The 21,860-nt window shown below is 52.2% G+C and carries 23 protein-coding genes; 5 read left to right on the top strand and 18 right to left on the bottom strand.

What is annotated here, in order from left to right:
* The first annotated feature begins 1 nt into the window (after window position 1).
* Complete coding sequence (locus tag AC6CHM_RS19990) at window positions 2–643, top strand: 3-oxoacid CoA-transferase subunit B (protein ID WP_115053993.1); 642 nt, start codon at window positions 2–4, stop codon at window positions 641–643.
* A gap of 23 nt (window positions 644–666) precedes the next feature.
* Here the strand turns inward: AC6CHM_RS19990 and AC6CHM_RS19985 are convergent, their stop codons facing one another.
* Window positions 667–846, bottom strand: a complete 180-nt coding sequence (locus tag AC6CHM_RS19985; protein WP_162802564.1) for a hypothetical protein — start codon at window positions 844–846, stop codon at window positions 667–669.
* A 259-nt stretch (window positions 847–1,105) separates the two neighbouring features.
* On the opposite strand from AC6CHM_RS19985, the gene AC6CHM_RS19980 reads away from it, so the two are divergent.
* Window positions 1,106–1,372, top strand: coding sequence for a helix-turn-helix domain-containing protein (locus AC6CHM_RS19980; RefSeq protein ID WP_115053994.1), 267 nt, complete (start codon window positions 1,106–1,108; stop codon window positions 1,370–1,372).
* 67 nt (window positions 1,373–1,439) lie between these two features.
* On the opposite strand, the gene AC6CHM_RS19975 is transcribed toward AC6CHM_RS19980, so the two are convergent.
* The 4 genes from AC6CHM_RS19975 to AC6CHM_RS19960 all read right to left on the bottom strand — a co-directional run bounded on the left by AC6CHM_RS19975 (window position 1,440) and on the right by AC6CHM_RS19960 (window position 5,055).
* The gene (locus tag AC6CHM_RS19975) at window positions 1,440–2,267 is read right to left on the bottom strand and encodes a hormone-sensitive lipase (RefSeq protein WP_498174333.1); all 828 of its coding nucleotides are present in this window, start codon (window positions 2,265–2,267) and stop codon (window positions 1,440–1,442) included.
* Window positions 2,268–2,286: 19 nt separating this feature from the next.
* Window positions 2,287–3,201 carry an ABC transporter permease gene (locus AC6CHM_RS19970; protein WP_498174331.1) on the bottom strand — a complete coding sequence of 305 codons (915 nt, stop codon included), beginning with the start codon at window positions 3,199–3,201 and terminating at the stop codon, window positions 2,287–2,289.
* Window position 3,202: 1 nt separating this feature from the next.
* Window positions 3,203–3,985, bottom strand: a complete 783-nt coding sequence (locus AC6CHM_RS19965; protein ID WP_307278977.1) for an ABC transporter ATP-binding protein — start codon at window positions 3,983–3,985, stop codon at window positions 3,203–3,205.
* 95 nt (window positions 3,986–4,080) lie between these two features.
* Window positions 4,081–5,055 (bottom strand): ABC transporter substrate-binding protein, encoded by a 975-nt coding sequence (locus AC6CHM_RS19960; protein WP_498174329.1) that lies wholly within the window; start codon window positions 5,053–5,055, stop codon window positions 4,081–4,083.
* A gap of 108 nt (window positions 5,056–5,163) precedes the next feature.
* On the opposite strand from AC6CHM_RS19960, the gene AC6CHM_RS19955 reads away from it, so the two are divergent.
* The 3 genes from AC6CHM_RS19955 to kynA are packed head-to-tail and all read left to right on the top strand — an operon-like array spanning window position 5,164 to window position 7,989.
* A complete protein-coding gene (locus AC6CHM_RS19955; protein WP_498174327.1) occupies window positions 5,164–5,901 on the top strand; it encodes a GntR family transcriptional regulator in 738 nt (245 codons plus the stop codon).
* Between the two features lie 16 nt (window positions 5,902–5,917).
* A complete protein-coding gene (gene kynU / locus AC6CHM_RS19950; protein ID WP_498174325.1) occupies window positions 5,918–7,153 on the top strand; it encodes a kynureninase in 1,236 nt (411 codons plus the stop codon).
* Complete coding sequence (gene kynA, locus AC6CHM_RS19945) at window positions 7,150–7,989, top strand: tryptophan 2,3-dioxygenase (RefSeq protein WP_498174323.1); 840 nt, start codon at window positions 7,150–7,152, stop codon at window positions 7,987–7,989. Before kynU ends, kynA begins: the two co-directional genes overlap by 4 nt.
* Here the strand turns inward: kynA and AC6CHM_RS19940 are convergent, their stop codons facing one another.
* From AC6CHM_RS19940 to AC6CHM_RS19880, 13 genes are all read right to left on the bottom strand, one after another.
* A complete protein-coding gene (locus tag AC6CHM_RS19940; protein ID WP_498174321.1) occupies window positions 7,990–8,349 on the bottom strand; it encodes a hypothetical protein in 360 nt (119 codons plus the stop codon).
* A gap of 192 nt (window positions 8,350–8,541) precedes the next feature.
* On the bottom strand, window positions 8,542–9,858 hold the full coding sequence (locus AC6CHM_RS19935) for an NAD(P)H-dependent oxidoreductase (protein WP_498174319.1): 1,317 nt from the start codon (window positions 9,856–9,858) through the stop codon (window positions 8,542–8,544).
* Window positions 9,859–10,004: 146 nt separating this feature from the next.
* Window positions 10,005–10,982, bottom strand: a complete 978-nt coding sequence (yjfF, locus tag AC6CHM_RS19930; RefSeq protein WP_498174317.1) for a galactofuranose ABC transporter, permease protein YjfF — start codon at window positions 10,980–10,982, stop codon at window positions 10,005–10,007.
* A complete protein-coding gene (locus tag AC6CHM_RS19925; RefSeq protein ID WP_115054004.1) occupies window positions 10,979–11,995 on the bottom strand; it encodes an ABC transporter permease subunit in 1,017 nt (338 codons plus the stop codon). The genes yjfF and AC6CHM_RS19925 overlap by 4 nt, the downstream gene beginning before the upstream one ends.
* The gene (locus AC6CHM_RS19920; RefSeq protein WP_307277826.1) at window positions 11,992–13,509 is read right to left on the bottom strand and encodes a sugar ABC transporter ATP-binding protein; all 1,518 of its coding nucleotides are present in this window, start codon (window positions 13,507–13,509) and stop codon (window positions 11,992–11,994) included. The genes AC6CHM_RS19925 and AC6CHM_RS19920 overlap by 4 nt, the downstream gene beginning before the upstream one ends.
* 71 nt (window positions 13,510–13,580) lie before the next feature.
* Window positions 13,581–14,546: a galactofuranose ABC transporter, galactofuranose-binding protein YtfQ gene (gene ytfQ / locus AC6CHM_RS19915; protein WP_115054006.1), complete on the bottom strand. Its 966-nt coding sequence runs from the start codon at window positions 14,544–14,546 to the stop codon at window positions 13,581–13,583.
* 151 nt (window positions 14,547–14,697) lie between these two features.
* Entirely contained in the window at window positions 14,698–16,077 is a 1,380-nt protein-coding gene (locus AC6CHM_RS19910; protein WP_498174314.1) for an FGGY-family carbohydrate kinase, read from the bottom strand.
* Complete coding sequence (gene rhaM, locus AC6CHM_RS19905) at window positions 16,074–16,397, bottom strand: L-rhamnose mutarotase (protein WP_498174312.1); 324 nt, start codon at window positions 16,395–16,397, stop codon at window positions 16,074–16,076. The genes AC6CHM_RS19910 and rhaM overlap by 4 nt, the downstream gene beginning before the upstream one ends.
* Window positions 16,394–17,395, bottom strand: coding sequence for an ABC transporter permease (locus tag AC6CHM_RS19900; protein ID WP_307277813.1), 1,002 nt, complete (start codon window positions 17,393–17,395; stop codon window positions 16,394–16,396). The genes rhaM and AC6CHM_RS19900 overlap by 4 nt, the downstream gene beginning before the upstream one ends.
* Window positions 17,392–18,393: an ABC transporter permease gene (locus tag AC6CHM_RS19895; protein WP_498174310.1), complete on the bottom strand. Its 1,002-nt coding sequence runs from the start codon at window positions 18,391–18,393 to the stop codon at window positions 17,392–17,394. Before AC6CHM_RS19895 ends, AC6CHM_RS19900 begins: the two co-directional genes overlap by 4 nt.
* On the bottom strand, window positions 18,393–19,919 hold the full coding sequence (locus AC6CHM_RS19890; RefSeq protein ID WP_307277810.1) for a sugar ABC transporter ATP-binding protein: 1,527 nt from the start codon (window positions 19,917–19,919) through the stop codon (window positions 18,393–18,395). The genes AC6CHM_RS19895 and AC6CHM_RS19890 overlap by 1 nt, the downstream gene beginning before the upstream one ends.
* Before the next feature lie 62 nt (window positions 19,920–19,981).
* Entirely contained in the window at window positions 19,982–20,980 is a 999-nt protein-coding gene (rhaS, locus tag AC6CHM_RS19885) for a rhamnose ABC transporter substrate-binding protein (protein ID WP_115054011.1), read from the bottom strand.
* 52 nt (window positions 20,981–21,032) lie between these two features.
* Complete coding sequence (locus tag AC6CHM_RS19880) at window positions 21,033–21,839, bottom strand: DeoR/GlpR family DNA-binding transcription regulator (RefSeq protein WP_307277807.1); 807 nt, start codon at window positions 21,837–21,839, stop codon at window positions 21,033–21,035.
* Window positions 21,840–21,860: the final 21 nt, after the last annotated feature.

The following is a 21,860-nucleotide window of genomic DNA, read 5'->3' as shown; positions in this document are numbered from 1 at the left end:
TATGGCGTGGACACGTGATCAAATGGCCGAGCGGGCTGCAAAGGAACTTGAAGATGGTTTCTACGTCAATCTGGGAATTGGCATCCCCACTCTCGTCGCCAACTACATCCCAACCGGCATGAGTGTACAGCTCCAGAGTGAAAACGGAATGCTTGGTATGGGGCCATTTCCATATGAAGGCGAAGAGGATGCTGATCTCATCAATGCCGGCAAGCAAACAATCACGCAGTTGCCGACAACGAGTTATTTCAACGGTGCCGATAGCTTTGGAATGATCCGAGGCGGCCATATCGACCTTTCCATCCTGGGAGCCATGCAGGTTGCAAAAAATGGTGATCTTGCCAACTGGATGGTGCCCGGCAAAATGGTCAAAGGCATGGGTGGCGCAATGGATCTGGTCGCAGGCGTCAAGAAGGTCGTTGTTGTGATGGAGCATGAAGCAAAAGGGGAAGCCAAACTGCTCGAAGAATGCACGTTGCCACTAACCGGCCAGCGGGTGACAGACCTTGTCATCACTGATCTTGGCGTTTTCACTATCGAGAGACGTGGTGAGGCCAAAATGACCTTGATAGAAATCGCCCCCGGTGTGACCGTTGCAGAAATCAAAGCAAAAACCCAAGCCGCTTTTGATGTGGCCGTTTGAACTAAATGGCCCGGGAAACCGGGCTATTTAATCTTCTCGACTGTGCAGAGTGTTTCACCATGTTGCGGGCGCTCCAGACATTGAGCCTCATAGCGGAACGTTCCATAATAGACCTGAGCACAGCCTGAAGGCAGGCAAACCAATGTTACAAACCCCAAAACGAGACTCGTGAAATAAATCCAGCCAGAAGCCTTCTTTTTCATGATGGCATACCTATATATGTCGAGCTGCAAGTGACACAGCGGCGTTACAATCCACTGATATTCTTCAGCAATTGGTCAAGTCAACGATCGGCATATTTGTCATTTTACCGAGATTTGGTGCTACTTTAAGGCAAGCGCTCCACATAGTTTTCGATCACGTTTTATGTGAACAGGCATAAAAGGGTTGATCCAAACCGACGGACGTATAAGTTCTGCCTTCCGATTTGTTAACCAAACCATTCACGTTAGGAGCAAAGCGATGAACAAAACCATCGATAACTATTCATTGCCAGAATCGATTACAACAGCTTTAGCCAATGGTATTAATATTGTCAGGGCATTTCGCGAACAATTCGGATATTCAATTGAAGATCTGGCCGTGTCATGCGGTCTGACATCTCTCGAAATCGAGACTATTGAAAGCGGTCAAAATTCGGACCCGAGCAAGCTAGAACGTATTGCTCATGCACTCGGTTTGCCGAGCAATGCAATGATCATTGAGGATTCAAAGCGCCTTAGCGCCTGACACTTCGATAACAACAAATCGGTAAAAAGGCTGCCAGGGTGATATCCCAATCCTGGCAGCCTTTTTGCTACAGTCCCAGCAATGTACGCGTCAGCGGATGATCCGCCTTCGTCAGGCCTTCGATAATATTGGCGTGGTGCTTTGTCGGCTCTTCAACAGCCGTAATACTGCAATCAAAGCCAGCCCATATATTGGCAAGCAATGCATTCTGCCTGATAAACTCCGGACGCTCATCGGCACCAACCCATGCAGTAAGGTCGATCCCTTCTTGCGGTTCGAGCAAAGCCGGGCTCTCCCACCGCGCTTCTATGGCATCAAGATGAAGCGTCTCGTTCATTTTTGTTTTCATTAAAGGCCGAAGATCCGTGATAGCAGATATCGGAACGGTCTTGCGAATGCGCTGACGGATCGTTTGCGACAATGGCGATGTGACTGTAACCATGCGTGCCACGAGATGGCCACCTGCTGAATGCCCGGTCAAATGAATCGGACCTGCAACTTCTCCTGCGGCTTTGGTGATAGCAAGACCGATTTGAACCGTAATATCGCTGATGCGAACATGCGGGCAGAGCACATATGATGGAACGGCAACAGCAAATCCATGAGCATGCGCACCCCTTGCCAAATGTGACCACACGCTTTTGTCGAAATCTTCTTTCCAATAGCCCCCATGGACAAATATCATAAGGCCCTTTAGATCGCCCCAAGGCATGAAAAGGTCGAGCCGGTTTCGCGTATCTGGGCCATAGGCGATATCTGCCTTCAGCAGACCTTTATCATCCATTTCCGACCGGAACTGGGCTGCCTCTGTACGCCATTTTTGCGGATAACTGGCTCCGTCCGGAATATAGGCGAAGTTGGAATAGGCATCATCCCAATCGACAGCATTCGTCATGATTATCTCCCGATTGTGATTATTCCCTTATTTTCTCACGAATCTGGTTTCCTCCGCCGGACTTGCGCAGATTCGGCAGAGCCAGCATCAGGAGCACAAAGGCACCAGTGGCAAATTTAAGGTCTGCTGGAGCAAGTCCCAGCGTCAAGCAGAATGAGATCAACTGGTAATAAACCAACGACCCGACAATGGGGGCAAGGATTTGCCGCAAGATCGTCTGACGACCGGTAATCGCTTCACCGATAATAAGAGCAGCAAGTCCATTGATAAGAATGCCAAAACCCATATTGACGTCGGCAAACCCTTGAGTTTGAACCATGATGCTTCCACCTGTGGCAGAAAGCGCACTGGCGACACCAACCCCAATGATCGTCGCAGTGCTGACATTGATGCCTTGCGCTTCAGCCATATCCGGGCTCGCCCCGACCGCACGCATTGATGTGCCTTTCTCCGACATGAAGAAGTACAACATCGCGGCAACAACAAGCGCGACCAGTACCCCTACGATCGCAATTTTCAGCCATGCGAAATTGGCAGCCGGTCCGGCCAATAAAGTAAAGGTCGTGTCATAGGTAAAAAGCGGAATATTTGTGCGGCCCATAATACGCAAATTGATGCTGTAGAGCATCGTCATCACCAATATACCGGCAAGGAGCGTGTTGATCTTGAACCGGAGGTGGATAAACGCCGTTGTGCAACCCGCCGCAAATCCGCAAAGCAGAGCAATAAAAACGGCGAGAAAAGGATTTACCCCGGCCGCTATCAGGGTTCCGCAAACACAGCCGCCGAGCGGAAACGCACCTTCAGATGTCAGATCCGGGAAATTCAGGATGCGGAATGGCAACATAACGCCAAGAACAACAAAGGAAACAATGAGGCTTTGCGCAATTGTGACCGGGATGAGCCCGTAGAAACTGTTAAAAACATCCAGCATCTTAGGCCCCCTGCAACGCGATCGCGTCAGATTTTGTATGGAACCGGTCAATAAGGTCCATCACTGTGATGCCGCGCTTCTCTTCGGGCCCAATATCTACAAGAACCTTGCCAGCATCCATCATGATAATCCGGTTACCGTAATTGATGGCATGTTCCATATTATGCGTGACCATCATTGTCGTGAGCTTGAGCTCATCGACGGCGCGCACTGTCGTGTCCATGACAAGTTTGGCAGTGCGGGGATCAAGGGCAGCAGTGTGTTCATCCAGGAGCAGCAGTTTTGGATGTGTTGAAACGGCCATGACCAGCGAAAGTGACTGACGCTGCCCACCGGATAGCAGCCCGACTTGCATATCGAGGCGGTTTTCCAATCCAAGATTGAGTTCAGCCAATTGCTCGCTATATCGAGCGCGGCGGGATGTTGTCAGCCCATAGGCAAAGCTGCGCTGTTTTCCCCGCAGTTCGGCAAGCAGCATGTTTTCGCCGATTGTCATGGTCGGAGCAGTGCCTATCATCGGATCTTGAAAGACTCTGGCAATGAACTGGGCTCGGCGATGGGCGCTTAGCTTTGTGACGTCTTGACCGTCAATGAATATTTTGCCGGAATCCAGCGGCAGTTTACCGGAAACAGCGTTGAGAAAGCTCGACTTTCCAGCACCATTACTACCAATCACGATGCAAAAATCACCGGATTTAAGTGTTACATCCAATCCATCGAGAGCACGTCGTTCATCCTGCGTGCCGCGATAGAAGATTTTGGTGCCGCCCTTGACGGAGAGCATGTCGGTCATGTGAGCCCCTTAAGCTGAGCCGCTATAATATGATAGTTCCCGCGCTACAGGCGGGAACTATATGCTTATGGCTTGTAAGAGAAGGCTTATTTGACGAAACAACCGCAATCTTTGAGGCTATCCGGCACTTTTTGTCCGGTTTTTGCCAGAACGGCTTCATTTATGGCTGCAGCATGGTCTTCATAAGCCGGTTTGATGGGCGCCAGGCTTTCCGTCGATTTTCCGGCCAGAATTTCAGAGGCAAGTTTTGCCGCGTTCTGACCAACTTTGGTGTAGGAAACTTCGAAAGCCGCTGCCACAAGCCCATCGCGTACCGCTTGCGCAGAGGCATTGACAACGGGAATGTTGATGCTCAGGGCCGCCGCCGCAACAGCCGGAACGGCTGGTTGTACAAGATTGGAGCCCGGCACGTAAATCACGTCAGCTTTTCCTGCAAGTGAACCAACACGAATTGGAATGTCGTTCGTATTGTCGAGGCCGACTTCAACGAGTTCCAGACCCTGCGCCTTGGTGACTTCCTGCATCAATTTGAGTACAGCAACGTCATTGTCTTCGCCGGGATTGTAAAGATATGCGATGCGCTTTGCATCTGGCAGCAGCTTCTTGATGAAGGTAATTACGGAGGCAACATCCTGCAGATCGGAGGCTCCGGTCATCGCCTTATCACCAGCCTCCCAGGATGGTGTCAGCTTGGCTGCAACCGGATCCGTAACGGCAGCAAAAACAACTGGCGTATTGGTATTTCCGACGATCTGCCGCGCGCCTTGTGCAACGGGTGTCGTGACAGCCAAAATAAGCTTCGGACTGTTGGAGGCCAGCTTGGTTACCATTTGCGGGATCAGCGTGGCATCAAAGTTAACCTGGAGCTCATCATAGACGGCATCACTAACACCGAGCTTGGTCATCTCCGCCTTGAAAGCAGTAACCGTCTCATCCAATTGGGGATGTTTGCCAAACTGCGCAATGCCAATGCGGGTTTCTGCGGCCGCGGCACTCAAACCCAAAGCAAGTCCGAGCGCCGTACCTATTGTTAGACGGGCCAATTTGTGTGCCAAAACCATCCGATTCTCCCTTTTTATATGTTCCGCTCTGTAAAGCTTGAAAATAGTATAACAAACGTGAAATGATATACAATATGGAATTAAGCACCAACGTGACAAAGGGACCAAATGGCCGATAGCGTCAAATCTGATGGCCTCTATACCGTGCTTCGATCCCGCATCCTCAATGGAGAGTTGCGGCCTGGACAATCATTGCGGTTGCGAACAATGGCGCACGAGCTTGGTACCAGCGCTACTCCCATGCGTGAAGCACTCAATCGCCTTCATGCTGAAAACTTCGTCACGACCGAAGCCAACAAAGGTTTTCGTGTGGCCACTATGACGCTCGAAGAACTTGAAGATCTTGAGACTGCCCGGTCCGTGATTGAAACTGAATTGCTTGCGCGTTCCATCGACGAAGGTGACCGCAACTGGGAGGCTAATTTGGTCAGCGCGCATTACCGCCTTGCCACTTGCATCACACCCAATTCTTTTTCACAATCAGAGGCAATAGATGCATGGGATACCGCTCATGCCGAATTCCATCTGGCGCTGATAGCGGGAACATCTTCAAAATGGCTGATGAGCTTTGCCCAGCAGACCACGGCGCAGCTGCAGCGATATAGGCGACATATAATCCTGCGCATAGATCACCTGAACCGTGCTGCGGAAGGAGCAGCCGGGAATGCTGTCTTATCCCGTGAAGCGCTTGGCATCGAAGCGCATACAGCCCTGCTCGAAGCAGCACTCGCACGAGACAAATTGAAGGCCGAGGCCTTGCTGATTGATCACGTCCGCCTCGCCAAAGAGGCATTTTTGAAACTGGCCCGCGCTGGTGGCATACCTTCTGTCGACACAGCGGCCTGATGGAACAATGAAACCCATGCCGAGCACCAAAGCCATTTTAGCCGACCAATCTGATCCACTAAGGTCCTTTCGCGACAGATTCGAGCTGCCCGATAATGTAATTTACCTTGATGGTAATTCATTGGGCGCGCTGCCGAAAACCGTGAGGCAGCGGGTTGCAAAAACCATAAGTGAAGAATGGGGCGAACAACTCATTCGAAGCTGGAACACTGCCGACTGGGTCCATCTGCCTCAACGCGTGGGAAATAAAATTGCCGGCTTGATCGGCGCGCCTGCAGGAACCGTCGTTGCCGCCGACAGCACATCGATCAACCTTTTCAAGGTGCTGTCAGCGGCTCTCGGGCTCAATGCCGGACGCAGCAAGATTGTTTCGGAAAGAGAAAACTTTCCGACAGATCTTTACATAGCAGAAGGCGTGGCAAAGCAGATAGGAAAGGGCCACAGGCTTGTGCTGGTTGACAGACCGGCCGACATTACTGACGCGCTTGACGATGATGTAGCCGTTCTCATGCTTACGCATGTCAATTATCGTACCGGCTACCGTCACGATATGGCGGCCATAACGCAGGCCGCCCACGACAAGGGTGTCCTTGTCGTGTGGGATCTGGCGCACTCAGCGGGCGCAATGCCCGTGGATCTGACCAGCGCAAATGCCGATTTCGCTATAGGTTGTGGCTATAAATATTTGAATGGGGGCCCCGGCGCTCCGGCTTTTCTATATGTCAATCCGGCGCATCAGGGAGAATTCAATCAGCCACTATCGGGTTGGTTTGGCCATCGTGCGCCTTTCAACTTCGAAACTGCCTATGCTCCGTCCAGAAACATCGAACAATATCTTTGCGGAACACCGCAAGTTCTGGGAATGATCGCTCTGGATGAAGCATTGTCCGTTTGGAATGATGTCGACATGGAAGCTCTGCGGCTCAAGTCGACGGCGCTGTGCGACACCTTCATCGAAGGCGTTGAAGAATTTGCAGCGGAATATCACCTAAAGCTGGTCACGCCGAGAGATGCCGATAAGCGAGGGAGCCAGGTTTCTTATTCGTGCGAAAATGGCTACGCCATCATGCAAGCGCTGATCGCCCGGGGCGTGATTGGTGATTTCCGGGCACCCGACATCATCCGCTTTGGATTTACGCCTCTTTATCTGAGTTTTGCTGATGTCGAAAACGCCGTTTCTATACTCAAGGAAGTCCTGGTAACACGCAGTTGGGATGCAAACGAATATCGTGTACTGGGGGCGGTCACATGACGCGCACACCTTACGATCCCTCCGGCGAGGGCGCACAGATGTCCTTTGACGGACGGATGTCCTACGGGGATTATCTGCGGCTGGATACAATTTTGACTGCGCAAGCGCCGCTTTCTGATGCGCATGACGAAATGCTATTCATCGTGCAACATCAAGCTTCCGAAATCTGGATGCGGCTGGTCATTCACGAATTGACATCCGTGTGCGATCACATTGCCAAAGATGATCTTGCACCCTCGTTCAAAATGCTTGCTCGGGTTTCGCGCATTCTTGATCAGTTGAATTCCGCATGGGACGTGTTGAGAACCATGACGCCCAGCGAGTATACGACATTTCGCAAAACGCTCGGCATGTCTTCCGGCTTTCAGTCATTTCAGTATCGTGCAATTGAATTTTTGGCGGGCAATAAGAACGCAGCAATGATGCGCCCGCACGCGCATAAAGCCGATATTCACGCATGGCTTGAACGAATTTTGCAGGCACCAAGCATTTATGACCAGTCAATCCGTCTTCTGGCCCGGCAAGGGTTTCCCATTGATCAGTCTGTTTTGACACGCGATTGCTCGCAGGCCTATGAGGCCAATGAAAGCGTCCGTGCCGCCTGGCTGGTTGTCTATAGCGATCCGGAAGCACATTGGTCGCTTTATGAGCTTGCCGAAAAGCTGGTGGATTTTGAGGATTATTTCAGGCGCTGGCGGTTTAACCACGTCACGACTGTCGAGCGCATTATCGGCTTTAAAACCGGGACAGGCGGCACTTCAGGTGTCAACTACTTGAGAAAAATGCTCGACGTCGTTTTGTTCCCGGAGCTTTGGGCCGTTCGGACGGATCTGTGATCAGGCGGCGTATTTGTCAATTGCAACGCAGTCCATCGCTGATTTGGCGTGAATATGGTTGCTGTGGGTAAAGCCATGTTTTGCAATCGCTGCAAGATCATCATCCGGTTTAATTGGGCGGGACCACCAATTGTCGTTAAGCGTCCAACCATGGGCTGTTGCACTCTCCACCTCGGAGCTGTCCGGGCGAAGTGTACAGGATTCGTGAACAATTCGAGCCTGGGGTGAACGTTTACTCATGAGCTGCCGTCCTTGCGCCAGCGCACTTGCTTCATCGTCTGCAATCACCAGCTGGTGAAACAGATGGCGCGACTGCTTATACTTCGTCAGATAGGCAAACTTTATTTGATAGGCTGGCACGGAGCACTCCTGCATCAAAGACTCAGTCGTTAACCAATTATTAATATTGGTACTTGACAGGCTTTTTGCAAGGCTAGAACCAGCTTTATACACACGGAACGCAAGTTAGGCAGAAGCGTGAGCCTCTGTCTAACTTGCTGTTAAATATTCACAATTTTCGTTCGTTACGACAACGAAATATAGTTTGATCAATCAACCGTAGACCAACTTGTCTTGCCGTGCGCGAAGTTCGACAATTTTGGATCCCGGAGCTGTGGCGGCGTTGGCATGGGTGATGAGCTCGCCTTTTTTTATCGGGGCCGTAACCGAGCCGCCTTGCAAAAGTCCGCAAGGAATTGCGCCAGCTGACCGCGCTTCAGGAGCAGTCATGATCCAGGCCCGATAGCAATATTCCCCGATAGCATCGAGCTTGTCGCCGGGTTTCATATCTTTTTTGGCAACAGCGCACACTTCTGCAACCGGCGTGGCCAAAGGAACCATATCCGCCTTACCATACAGAACGACGCGCGCGCATGTCAGCGGCACTTCCAGAGAGGTGAGATGATAGGGACGATGAAATGTGAAATAGGGACCTTTGCCCATTTTCAGATCTTCCATCCGCTCTGATATGCGAGGATGCGACATATCGGCAATAACGAACACGCCGGGAGCCACTCCCTTGCCAATGGAATAGTCAACGACGCCAACTCTCGACAGTACACCACCATCTTTTTCCGGTACCAGTACCTTGGAAAGCTGATCAAGAGTTGCGGCAGGACCGTGCATGCCTGGCTTGTCCGGGACAAGCCCTGTGGCATTTGCAATTGCCGCCATTTCCACCATGGTCTTGGAACCGTCCACAAACTCGACGAGCATGCGGACATTCATGTGCCGGCGCGCTGCTTCTTCCTCGTAATCGTCGGGAATGGCATCAATATTGAGAGGATTGTTCTTGCCCTTGCCCGCGGCAACAATCGGATGGCCCATGGCAGAAACAAATTCGATCAACTCCATGCAAGACGAAGGTTCATCGCCCGCACCAAGGGAATAGGTGACGCCGAGCCGATCAGCCTCGCTTTTGAGATAGGCGCCAATAGTGACGTCAGCTTCAACATTCATCATGACCAGATGTTTGCCGTGCTCCATGGCCCGCAGACCGATCTCGGCTCCAACCGCCGGCACGCCTGTTGCATCGATGACGACATCTATCAGTCCGTTTTCCAGAATGAGATTCGCATCATTGGTGACAGCAATCTTACCGGCTTCCATGGCTTGTGTAAGAGCGGAAGCATTCGATACTTCACGCGAATGCCCCTCCTCGCGATAGGCGATATCCACCGCCTTAAGCGCATTGGGCGTATTGAGCTCTGAAATAGCGCCGATTTCGATACCCGGCATGTGCGCTACGCGTGTAACGATGTCGGTTCCCATCTCCCCGGAGCCGATCAGGCCAATGCGGATTGGGCGTCCCGTATCAGCGCGCGCCTGCATATCCCGCGCCAAGCCTGTCAATGCAACATTTGTATTCATAATTCCTCCAATGTTCTATAACTGGAATAGGACGAGAACGCGTGATTGGCAACTGACTATGCCGCTTTGTAGCGAAAATCCAGGATTTGTTATGACCTTGGCCTGCGAAACGCTGGCGCTAGAGGGCCGAAAAACCTATTCGGCAGTTATGGTTTGGTAAGGGTCGCCGTTCTTTTCGATGACAGCAACACCAACAGACGTTGCAAGGCAATGAATGAGAAGAGAAGTATTCCCACAACGATCTTTGTCCACCAGCTCGACAAAGTTCCGTCGAAAACGATGTATGTCTGGATAATGCCCTGAATAATTACGCCGATGAAAGTGCCCGCAACATAGCCAACGCCACCGGTCAGTAGGGTTCCGCCAATAACTACGGCCGCAATTGTATCAAGTTCGACACCAACTGCTGCAAGAGAATATCCGGCCGAAGTATAAAGAGAGAAGACGATACCCGCGAGCCCTGACAGAAAGCCCGACATTGCATAGATGCCGATGGTTGTTTTGGCAACGGGCACTCCCATAAGCTCGGCAGAAGTACGATTTCCTCCGACGGCATAAATATATGAGCCAAACTTGCTGAAATGGGCCATTACAATGCCAAATGCAAAGATCAGCAGCATCAGGCAGCTAATGAAAGTCAGTCTTCCGCCACCCGGCAGCAGATAATATAATCCCTGCAGATATGTATAGAATTGATGATTGACCGGTATTGAATCCGTCGTCATGACAAAGCACATGCCTCGCGCCAGAAACATTCCTGCCAGCGTAACAATGAAGGCGGGGACTTCCAGATAATGGATAACGGCACCCATGCTTGCCCCGAAAGCAGTCGTAATGACGAGCGCAATGGCGAAAGCGATGAGGGGATGAATTCCGTAATGCGTGATCAGCACCGCAAGCAATACGCCGGTGAAGGCAATCACCGATCCGACCGATAGGTCGATGCCACCTGAGAGAATGACAAAGGTCATACCAACGGCAGCAATTCCAAGAAACGCGTTGTCAGTCAGCAAATTTCCGGCGACCCGCGTTGAAAACATCATGGGGAACTGAAAGACGCAGACAGCATAAGCAACGATACAGATCAGCAATGTTGCATAAAGAGGTAAAAGACGTGTGTTCACTGGCTCTTCCGCCCTTTGGTACCGAATTCTGCCTTAACGAATGCCCAGCCGCCAGCCGATGAGAATGACTGCGCAAGCAAGATCACGATTATGACCAGCGCTTTCAAAATGAGATTATATTCTGGCGGGAAACCGGACAGCAGTATTCCTGTGTTCATTGCCTGAATGATGACCGCTCCCAGCGCCGACATGAGAATGGAGAACCGACCGCCGAAGAGCGACGTGCCACCGACAACGACGGCAAGGATAGCGTCCAGTTCCAGCCAAAGACCAGCATTATTGGCGTCCGCTCCACGTATATCGGCTGCAATAATGATCCCCGCCAATGCGGCGCAAAACCCGCAGAAAGCGTAGATTACAAGCAGCAGCAGCTTGCTGTTCAGGCCTGCATAATTGCTGGCGCTGCGATTGATACCAATGGATTCGATCAGCAGCCCAAGTGCTGTGCGCCGGACAACCGCAATCGCCACGATGAGAAGCAGCAACGCAATCAGGATAGGCATCGGAACCCCGGCAAATGATCCGGTTCCGAAAAATATCAGGCCAGGTTCATTGAAGGTGACGATGGAACCTTCCGTAATCAGCTGCGCGATACCCCGCCCGGCAACCATCAAAATCAACGTTGCCACGATGGGTTGCAGGTCGAAATAGGCGACAAGAATACCGTTCCACAATCCGCACAACAAACCTACCCCAAGCGTGGCAAGAATGACGATCGGCAGGGGATATCCGGCAACGGTCATCGTTGCCGCTATCGCACCGGACACCGCCATCACTGCACCAACGGAAAGGTCAACACCGCGGCTCGCGATGACAGCAGTCATGCCAACTGCAAGGATAATCACCGGCGCACCCCGGTTGAGCACGTCGATCAGGCTACCGAACAACCGCCCGTCTTGAAGGCGTATGTCGAAAAATCCGGGGAAAGCCAGATAGTTGAGAAATAATATCAGCACGAGCGTAAGCAGCTGCGGCATGGCCTTCGTCAGTGCTGTGACACGCGGACCGCTCATGCCGATGCCCTTTCGGGTTCAGCAGCAATCATCTGCATGATATTAGCTGGAACAATATCATCACCGGAAATTTCACCGCGATGGGCACGGTCACGCAAAACGACAACGCGGCTGCTATAGGCAACGATCTCATCGATTTCCGATGAGATAACAAGCAGGGCCATGCCGTCGTCACACAATTGATGAATCAAGGCAATAATCTCCGCATGAGCACCCACATCAATGCCGCGGGTTGGTTCGTCCAAAATGAGAAGCCGTGGATTGGTGGCAAGCCAGCGCGCAAGAATGACTTTCTGCTGATTACCGCCAGAGAGAAATTTCACCGGCTTTTCGATGTCGGTCGTTCGAATATCGAAAGCCTTGACGAATTTATCAGCTAGTACAGTCTGCTCCTGAGTTGAGAGGCGATGGAACCAGCCCCTATGCGCTTGCAGCGCAAGACAGATATTCTCCCGCACGGAAAGATCACCGATTATACCGTCGGACTTGCGATCTTCCGGACATAAGCCAAAGCCACAGGCCACTGCGTCCTGTGGAGTCCGGATAAGCACCGGATCACCATCAATGTGAATCTGCCCTGTGTCTGCGGCATCAATACCAAACAGAACTTTAGCGGTTTCCGTGCGCCCAGAACCCAATAGTCCCGCCATGCCAACAACTTCGCCCTCGCCAATATCCAGATCAAATGGATCGATGCTGCGACTGCGTCCGAGCCCTTTGAAAGAAAATTGTCTGATTTCGGGAGCGGGCCGGTCACGGCGCGTATTATGTGTGGCAACAGCCAATGTTCGCCCGAGCATAAGCGAAACAAGCTCAATTTTTGAAAGCTCTGTTGTTAATGCGCTTCCGGCCAGTTTGCCATTACGCAGGACCGTCACCCGGTCGCAGATTTCATAAACCTGATCGAGAAAATGGGTAATGAAGACAATCCCCAGGCCACGGCTTCGCAACTTGCGAAGAATTGCGAACAGGATTTCGGTCTCATGGCGGTCGAGACTGGCTGTCGGCTCGTCAAGAATGAGAACCCGTCCTGACATATCGACAGCGCGGGCAATTGCCACAAGCTGCTGGACAGCGACGGAATAGCGGGACAAATCCGATGAGACGTCCAGATGGAGATCGTACTGGGTCAGAAGCTCCCTTGCACTTTTTTCCATCAGCTTGCGGTTAACGAAGCCAAAACGCATTGGCTGGCGACCAATGAAAAGATTATCGGCTACAGACATATCCGGCAGCAGATTTACTTCCTGATAGACGGTGCCGATGCCCAGATTTTGCGCATGCTGCGTGTCGCGCACGCTCACAGGCTGCCCGTCTATCTTTATCACGCCGGAATCGGGCTGATGCACGCCTGTCAGTACTTTGATAAGCGTCGACTTTCCTGCACCATTCTCGCCGAGAAGTGCATGGATTTCTCCGGGGCGAACGGCAAAATCGACGCTGTCGAGAGCTTTAAATCCGATGAATGATTTGCAGATGCCTTCTACGGCCAGAAGACTGGGATGTTCCGTCATTGCGCCTCTCGCGAGCGTATTGTCAATCAGTAGCCAGCCGCCCGATAGGGCAGCTGGCAATGACGGTTTGATCAGTATCCCAGACCCTTTTTCTCCTCGTAGACCTTCTTTGGATCATCCGCCTGCGTATAAAGCTTCGATTCCGTCTGGATCCACTTTGGCGGGGCCTTTCCGTCATCCTTGAACGCCTTGAGCGCATCAAAAGCCGGGCCGGCCATATTTGGGGTCAGTTCAACCGTTGCGTTGGCTTCGCCCTCAGACATGGCCTTGAAAATATCCGGAACCGCGTCAATCGACACGACGAGAATATCCTTGCCTGGCTTCAAGCCTGCTTCTTTGATTGCCTGAATTGCACCGACAGCCATGTCATCATTGTGGGCGTACAGTGCGCAAATGTCTTTGCCGCCATTTTCGGCTTTCAGAAAGCCTTCCATGACTTCCTTGCCCTTGGACCGGGTAAAGTCGCCTGTCTGGCTCCGGGTAATCTTGATGTTGGATGCAGATGCGATACCTTCTTCAAAGCCCTTCTTGCGGTTGATTGCCGGGCTCGAGCCCACAGTTCCCTGCAATTCGACGACTTTACAATCCTTGCCAGCTACTGTTTTCACCAGCCATTCGCCCGCAACCTTGCCTTCGTGCACTGTATCTGACGTCACAGCTGTCAAATACAGATCATCACTGGCTGTTTCGATTGTGCGGTCCAAAAGTATAACCGGAATTTTGGCTTCCTTGGCTTCTGTGAGAACAGTATCCCAGCCCGTCGCAACGACCGGCGCAATGAAGATTGCATCGACGCCTTGAGCGACGAATCCACGAATCGCCTTGATTTGATTTTCCTGCTTCTGCTGGGCGTCGGCGATCTTCAGGTTAATACCGCGCTTTTCCGCCTCGATTTTAGATACGGACGTTTCAGCGGCGCGCCAGCCGGATTCAGAGCCAATCTGCGAAAAGCCAACTGTCAAATCTGCCGCATTGGCATACCCGGCAAAGGCAATCGCCACCGTAGTGGCAAGCAGAATTCTCTTCGTAAAAGCCATAACTTCTCCTCCCTAAATGGTCAAACTGTTAAGATCCTCCCAGACCTCAATGTGTTACTATAATATAGTAATATAAATAGCAAGAAGTCGAATTGATGGGAGTGCCGGAGCCCGTTTTTCAACAGTCAGCGGTCCAGATTATCCGGTATTCCTACAAAAGGAGCCAGGCATCGACCGTACTGTCTCGCCAATGTCTGGCGTAGAAATCAAAATCAGTACCGAGCGGCAGGATTGTTTCATCAACAGATTCGACGGGCAGCTTTGCACCCGCCAGCAACGCAGCACCAAGACTCGTGCCCGTTGAACCCGGAGCGGCAATCACTTCGCGGGATGTGAGGGATCGCAAGGCGGAAAGGTATATTTGGTTGCGGGAGAATGGACCCTCGACAATTGTCGGGCCTATCGCGCCGATCAATTGAAGGCTCGTCTGCGTCATCAGCGCTGCATAGAGAGAAGCTGCTGCATTTCTGTCTGAGGCACCGTCCGGCTCACCATTCACCCAAACAGCCTTATGATTGGGGAAGGGTCCCGATCCTTGTATAATACTTGGAAGGATCATTGTCCGGTCGGCGATAATCCGGGCAAGCGTTTCAACGTCAGGTTCGGCGATTTGACCTTGCGTCAGTTGATCGAATTCTCTTCCGCCCATAAAGCGGGCGGAAGGTACAGCTTTGCCGTAAACATCAACATTGGCCAGCGTGTCACGATCCGGGTCAAGTTGTTCAAGTGTTCCTCCCACCGCAAACAACACCACCCAGGTACCTGTAGAAATGACGGAAAAACCAGACTTGCGCCTCATCAGATGGGGTAGCAATGAAGCGTTGGAATCGTGAATGCCGCAATAAACCGGAATTGATTGTTTGCTCCCGATTTCGGCAGCCACTGCAGGCAGAATACCGCCGATCCTCTCAAATGCCGGGGCTATAGGAGGAAGCAACGGCCGTAGCTCAAGCTTATCGACAAGACTGGAATAGCTGCATGTTTGCGGATTCCATAAATCGGTGTGACAGCCCAGAGATGTCACTTCGTTTCTGGCAATCCCGGTGAGCCGCCACACCCAGTACTGAGCGTAGGTGACAATCGTCCTGACCGTGGCAAACTCGGCCGGAAATTGGGTTTTCTGATAATGGATTTGCGCTCCAACATTCAGGCCACCAGACTGCAAGGGGGAACCGGTTTCTGAAAAATCCGGGCGCAAAGCCGCATAGGCTGCGCAGACCTCATCGGGATAGCTATATTCATAATCAATAGCCGGCATGGCCAGACCTTGCCCATCAAGCAAGACGGCGGCTGCGCCATGCGCCGTTACGGAGATTGCGTCAAACCCCGGAGCGGAAGCAAATTCCGACAACGCACCGAGACAAAACTCCCAAAGAGTCTCGACATCATAGTGTGGGTACAGGCCGGTCTTCAGAACACGATTGGGCGTACTTCTCGCGACGATTTCCAAGCCGGTACCAGCGTCAACCACGACAACCTTGGCATTCGTCTTGCCGATATCCAGAACTGCAATATGACGAATTGCGCTCATGGGAGATGAAACATGTTCGTGAGCGGAGTTTGGACAGGCGAATTATCCTCGTTGGTTGCCATGATGTCGGCCATGTAAGCCCACCATTTTTTCATAACAGGATGCTCTGCCAGTTTTTGCATCCCATGATCTGCTGGCCGGGTTAAAACTCCAAAAAGCGTATGGGTAGCCGGATCAAGGTGGATCGAATAATCCCTGACACCCGCATCGTGCAACAGAGCCACCAGTTCCGGCCATATTTCCGTATGGCGGCGCTTATGTTCTGCTTCCATGCCCGGATTCAGCGTCATGGTGAATGCATATTTCTCAGTGAGATTCATGCTGTTTTGCCATATCTCAATCGACGGATGATGATCGGCAACGTGATTGTTGCGATTAACAAAAGTCCGATGAAGATCGACATAACAATACCCGGCACATTCAGCAGACCGAGACCAAATGTTACCAATCCCATCACAAACGCAGCGATAACGACACCGCCAATGCGGCCCGAACCACCGAGGATCGAAATTCCGCCAAGAACAACCATGGTCACGACCTCCAGTTCCCACCCTTGTGCAATCGAAGGACGGGTGGAACCTAGGCGGGACGTCAGGCAGACAGCTGCGATACCGGACATCAGGCCAGTGAGCAGAAACAACAGAAACTTGACGCGTTCGACACGGATGCCGGAAAAACGCGCGGCGAATTCATTGTTACCAATGGCATAGATGCGGCGGCCAAAATTTGTGGCATGCAGCAAAATCGCGAAAAGGCAGGCAAAAACTGCAAACAAGACAAATTCGAATGAGACGACCCAAAAGACATAGCCCTGGCCGAAGTACGCAAAGGATGGGGGATAGCCGCCATAAGCCTTGTCGCCCAGCACAATATAGGCGATGCCTCGAAACAGGCTCATGGTGCCGATAGTGACGACGATTGAAGGCAGGCGCAGACCGGCAACGAGTACGCCATTGATTACGCCGCATCCGAGACCAACACCAATGCCGATCAAAACGATACCCGGTGTACCCACCCCCATTTGAGCCGCTGTTCCCATGGCAGTTGAAGCAAGCGCAATAATCGCAGCCACGGATAGGTCTATTTCGCCGGCTATAATCAACAGCGCCATAGCAAAGGCTATCAATGCCTTTTCAGTGAAATTGAATGTGGCGTCCGACAAGTTCCAAGCATTGAGGAAGTAAGGTGAGGCAAGGCTATTGGCAATGAAGATCAGCACTGCCACACATAAAAGCAGCGCTTCCCAGCTTGCAAAAAGACGCGAGGCAGATGTACCCAACCGATCAGGAATATGCCGTTTTTCCGTGACTGCGCTCATGCTGCTACCTCGATTTGTTCCGATGCACCGCGATCTCGGAGGATGATCCGCCCGCGTCGACGCTCTTGTCGCGCATTGAAGATAACTGCAGCAATGATTACCCCGCCTGAAATTGCCATTTGCGAGAAAGGCGAAATGTTGATGACTGGCAGCGCATTCTTGATAACACCAAGAAACAGCGCACCAAGAACAGCGCCTGCGACGGAACCTATGCCGCCGAGGGTTGAAATTCCGCCAATGACGCAGGCCGCAACACTGTCGAGCTCGAAGCCTGCAGCGATGTCGACATACGCGACCGCGTAGCGCGAAACCCAAAGATAGCCGCATAGACCCGCGAGCGTGCCGGAAATTACGAAAGCAAAGAAGCGGGTGCGCCCAACGTCGATGCCTGCGTAAACTGCGGCAGTCGGATTCCCGCCCGACGCGTAGATTGCGCGGCCAAGGAATGTGCGTGACATGACGAGATACATTACAACCACAATGATAATGGCTATCCAACCAAGAACCGGCAGGCCAAGAAACAATTGGCGCGGCGTCTGAAGGAATGGTTCGCTCATCTGATGGGCGTTAACCCACGCGCCGCCGGAAAGCACAAAAGCCATCCCCCGATAGATGGTCAAAGTGCCGAGAGTAACAACAATCGAAGGGATATTGAGCTTCCACACAAAAAGCCCGTTGAGCGCACCGAGTATCGCGCCGATTGAGAGTGCCACAAGAACAATCAGGGGCAGGGGCAGATCCGGATAGGATGCATTTAACATGCCCACAGCCATGCCGGTAAAGGCAACATTGGCGGCCACGGACAGGTCAATCGACTTGGTAAGGATTACTGTCATCTGCCCCAAGGCCAGAATGATAAGGATCGACGTGTCGTTGAATATGTTGGATAAGTTACCGGGTCTGGCAAAACCCGGCGCGCGCGTTGAAAAGACCGCAAGCAGAACGGCAATAATAATTACCAGCAATATTTCGCGGTATCTGAAGATTTGTTTGATCATTACACACTCGCATTGCCGGTTGCCGCACGAACCAGTGTTTCGGGGCTCAAACTGTCACGCTCAAAGATACCTGCTGAAAGACCTTCACGCATAACGAGCACCCTGTCTGACATGCCCATTATTTCCGGCAGTTCCGACGAGACCATGATGATGCTGAGGCCTTCGCCAGCAAGCTCACTGATAAAGGCGTGAACTGCAGCTTTTGATCCGATATCAATGCCTTTCGTCGGCTCATCAAGAATCAGGATTTTGGGTTGCGTTGCCAGCCATTTGCCAATGACGACCTTCTGCTGATTGCCGCCCGACAATGTTCCCACCGGCACGGAAAGCGCTGCAGCACGCAGATCGAAACGCTCTGCATATTTGCGCGCAAGAGCAAATTCTGCTGCCGCATTCAGGAAGCCGGAACGCGATGTGCGTGCCAGCGAGGGGAGGGAGACATTTTGATAGATTGGCAATTGCAGCACCGCCCCATGCCGCCCCCGCTCTTCCGGGACATATACAATTCCGGCATTGATCGCTTCGCCGGGGCTACGAACGGTAATTTCCTTCCCGTCCAGTTTCAGCTTGCCGCTGGAGGGCTGGGTGATACCGAAAAATGACTGGCAGATTTCCGAACGCCCTGCACCGACAAGACCATAGATGCCAAATATCTCACCTTTTCTCAGCTCGAACGATATGTCGCGAAATTCTGTGGGATGCGTATAGTTCTCAACGGCGAATACGGTTGTTCCCAAGGCAATATCTACCTTGGGAAACGCATGTTCGACGGATCGTCCCACCATCAGTTTTACGATTTCATTTTGCTCGACACCGGCAAGCTCTCCGCTGCCCACGGCCTTGCCATCACGAAACACCGCATAGTGATCAGCGATCTCATACACTTCATCAAATTTATGGCTGATGAAAAGAATGGCTTTGCCTTGCGCCTTCAGCCTTTTGACAATTTGGAAAAGATCATCCACCTCCTTGCGCGACAATGCGGCTGTGGGCTCATCCATGATGACAATACGCGCATCGACCGACAAGGCTCGGGCAATGGCAACGAGATGACGCTGTGCAATGGACAAATCCTTGAGTCGTATGCGCGGATCAATGTTGCTTTCCAGTGAATGCAGCAGGGCGAGCGCCCGCGCATTGACCGCCTTCCAGTTTACCAGCCCGAGCCGGGACTTCGGCGCATGGCCAATAAAGATATTCTCCGCAACGGACAGCTCATCGAAAAGGACCGTTTCTTGATGAATAGCTGTTACGCCGACGTCTATCGCATCTTGCGCATTGGCGAATGCGACCGGCGCACCGTCGACATGGATTTCTCCCTCGTCGCAGGAATAGATACCGGTGAGGATTTTTACGAGGGTGGACTTTCCGGCGCCATTTTCCCCAATCAATGCCGTCACCTTGCCGGCATAGAGGGCGATATTCACGTCGTTCAAAGCCTTTACGCCAGGAAACGATTTGGAAATGCCGCGCATCTCCAGGAGCGGCATATCAGGAATTGGCATTAGCGCTGCAGTCTGGTTCATTGATTTTACCGAACAGGAACGCCCGGCAGATTGCCTGCCGGGCTTGAGAATATTGATCGAGATCAGAATATTTTGGAAAACTGGTCTATATTCTTGGCGTCATAGACGAACGGGTCAGCCATGGCGGCTTCACCATTGTCACCGATCTTGATCTTGCCCATGCGGCCAGCTTCGATTTCACTGCCCGGTGCACCGTCGGTTTCCTCTTTCACAAGGCGATAGGCGATTTGAGTAGCGGAATAGCCAAGGTCGATCGGGTTCCAGATTGCAAACTCCTTGGTCGCGCCAGACTTGATCGCGCCGGCCATTTCGGACGGAAGACCAAGGCCCGTGACATAGACTTCACCGATCTTCTTGGCATCTGCGACGGCTTGAGACGCCGCAAGAACACCGACGGTCGTTGGCGCAACGATAACCTTTACATTGGGCTGCGAGGTCAAAAGGCCCTGTGCTTCACGGTAGCTTTTGTCGGCAAGATCATCACCATAGACCGTTGTTGCCAGATTGAGACCCGGGAAATTCGGAAGTTGCTTCTTCATTTCCTCAATCCAAGTGTTCTGATTGGTCGAGGTTGTCGTGGCGGACAAAATTGCGAAATCGCCTTTGCCATCCTTGAGGTGATCGGCAGCAAGCTGCAGGCACATCTTGCCGATCAACTCGTTCGACGATGGGTTGAGGTGAACGATACGTCCATCCTTGCCCACTGCTGAATCCCACGAGATGACCTTGATGCCACGCGCCATTGCTTTTTTGAGGGCTGGAACAACCGCATCAGGATCATTGGCCGAGATGGCGATCGCGTTGACGTTCTGGGCGATCAACGAATTGATGACCTCTATCTGCCCTTCCGCCGTCGTCGATGTTGGCCCCGTATAGATGACTTCGACACCGCCCAGTTCCTTGGCCGCTTCCTGCGCACCCTTGTTAGCCGCTTCAAAGAAGCCGTTGCCGAGAGATTTCGCTACAAGACCGATTTTGATCGTATCGGCTGCCTGAGCATGAGATGCGAACATTGCAACGGCCAGAGCCGAGCCCAACGCGATTTTCTTTAGTAATTTCATTTTCTGTCCTCCCAGAGATTGATTACTGTATTCCTTAAGACCGCTGCAGCGCTTACGCGACCGAAGCGGAATCCCGTCGCTTGTCCTGAACCTTTGCAACAATGAGCTGCACGCCAGCCTCCTCAACCATTCTCCGATCCGCATCGGAAATGCCATCATCAGTGATAATCGTCGTTACCCTACCCAGCGGACACAGAATGAGGCTCGATCTGCGCGAAAACTTTGTCGAATCGACCAGCAGAACAAGTTCGTCGGCCTGATTGATGAGCTTCTGTTCGCCTTGAATGATCAGTGCGTCGGATTCCATGACGCCAAATGGCCCCACACCCTGGGAGCCCATGAACATGCGCTTGCCGTAAAAATTGCGGGTCACATCATTATCGAATGGCGAAAGAATAATGCTCTGCTCTCGATAAATCGCACCGCCCGGAACGGTAACCGAACTCTTTGAATTCTTGACAAGATGCTCGGCGATGGCAAAAGAATTGGTCATCACCTGCAAGCGGCGCGACGCAAGGAAATGCACCATCTGAAATGTCGTGGTGCCACCATTTATAATGATGGCATCACCCTCTTCGCACAGGGCAACAGCCTCACGGGCAATGGCACGTTTTTTGTCGGCATTTTCGGATTCAGAAACGTGAAAATGCCGCCCGGCAAGCGGGGCCAATTGTGCCGGATGAACGGCTTCAGCACCACCGCGGACCCTGCGCAGCTTACCTTGCACATGCAGCGCGGCAATGTCACGACGGATCGTTGCCTCTGACGCTTCCGTCAGCTCAGCAATGTCCTGAATGGTGATGACCGGTTTTTCCTGAACAGCGCTCAGAATGATGCGGTGACGCTCACGCTCGTGCATATGGATGGCTCCTCCTGCTTT

It is taken from the genome of Phyllobacterium sp. GQ127 (assembly GCF_059758635.1).
This window is presented reverse-complemented; position numbering and strand designations above follow the sequence as displayed.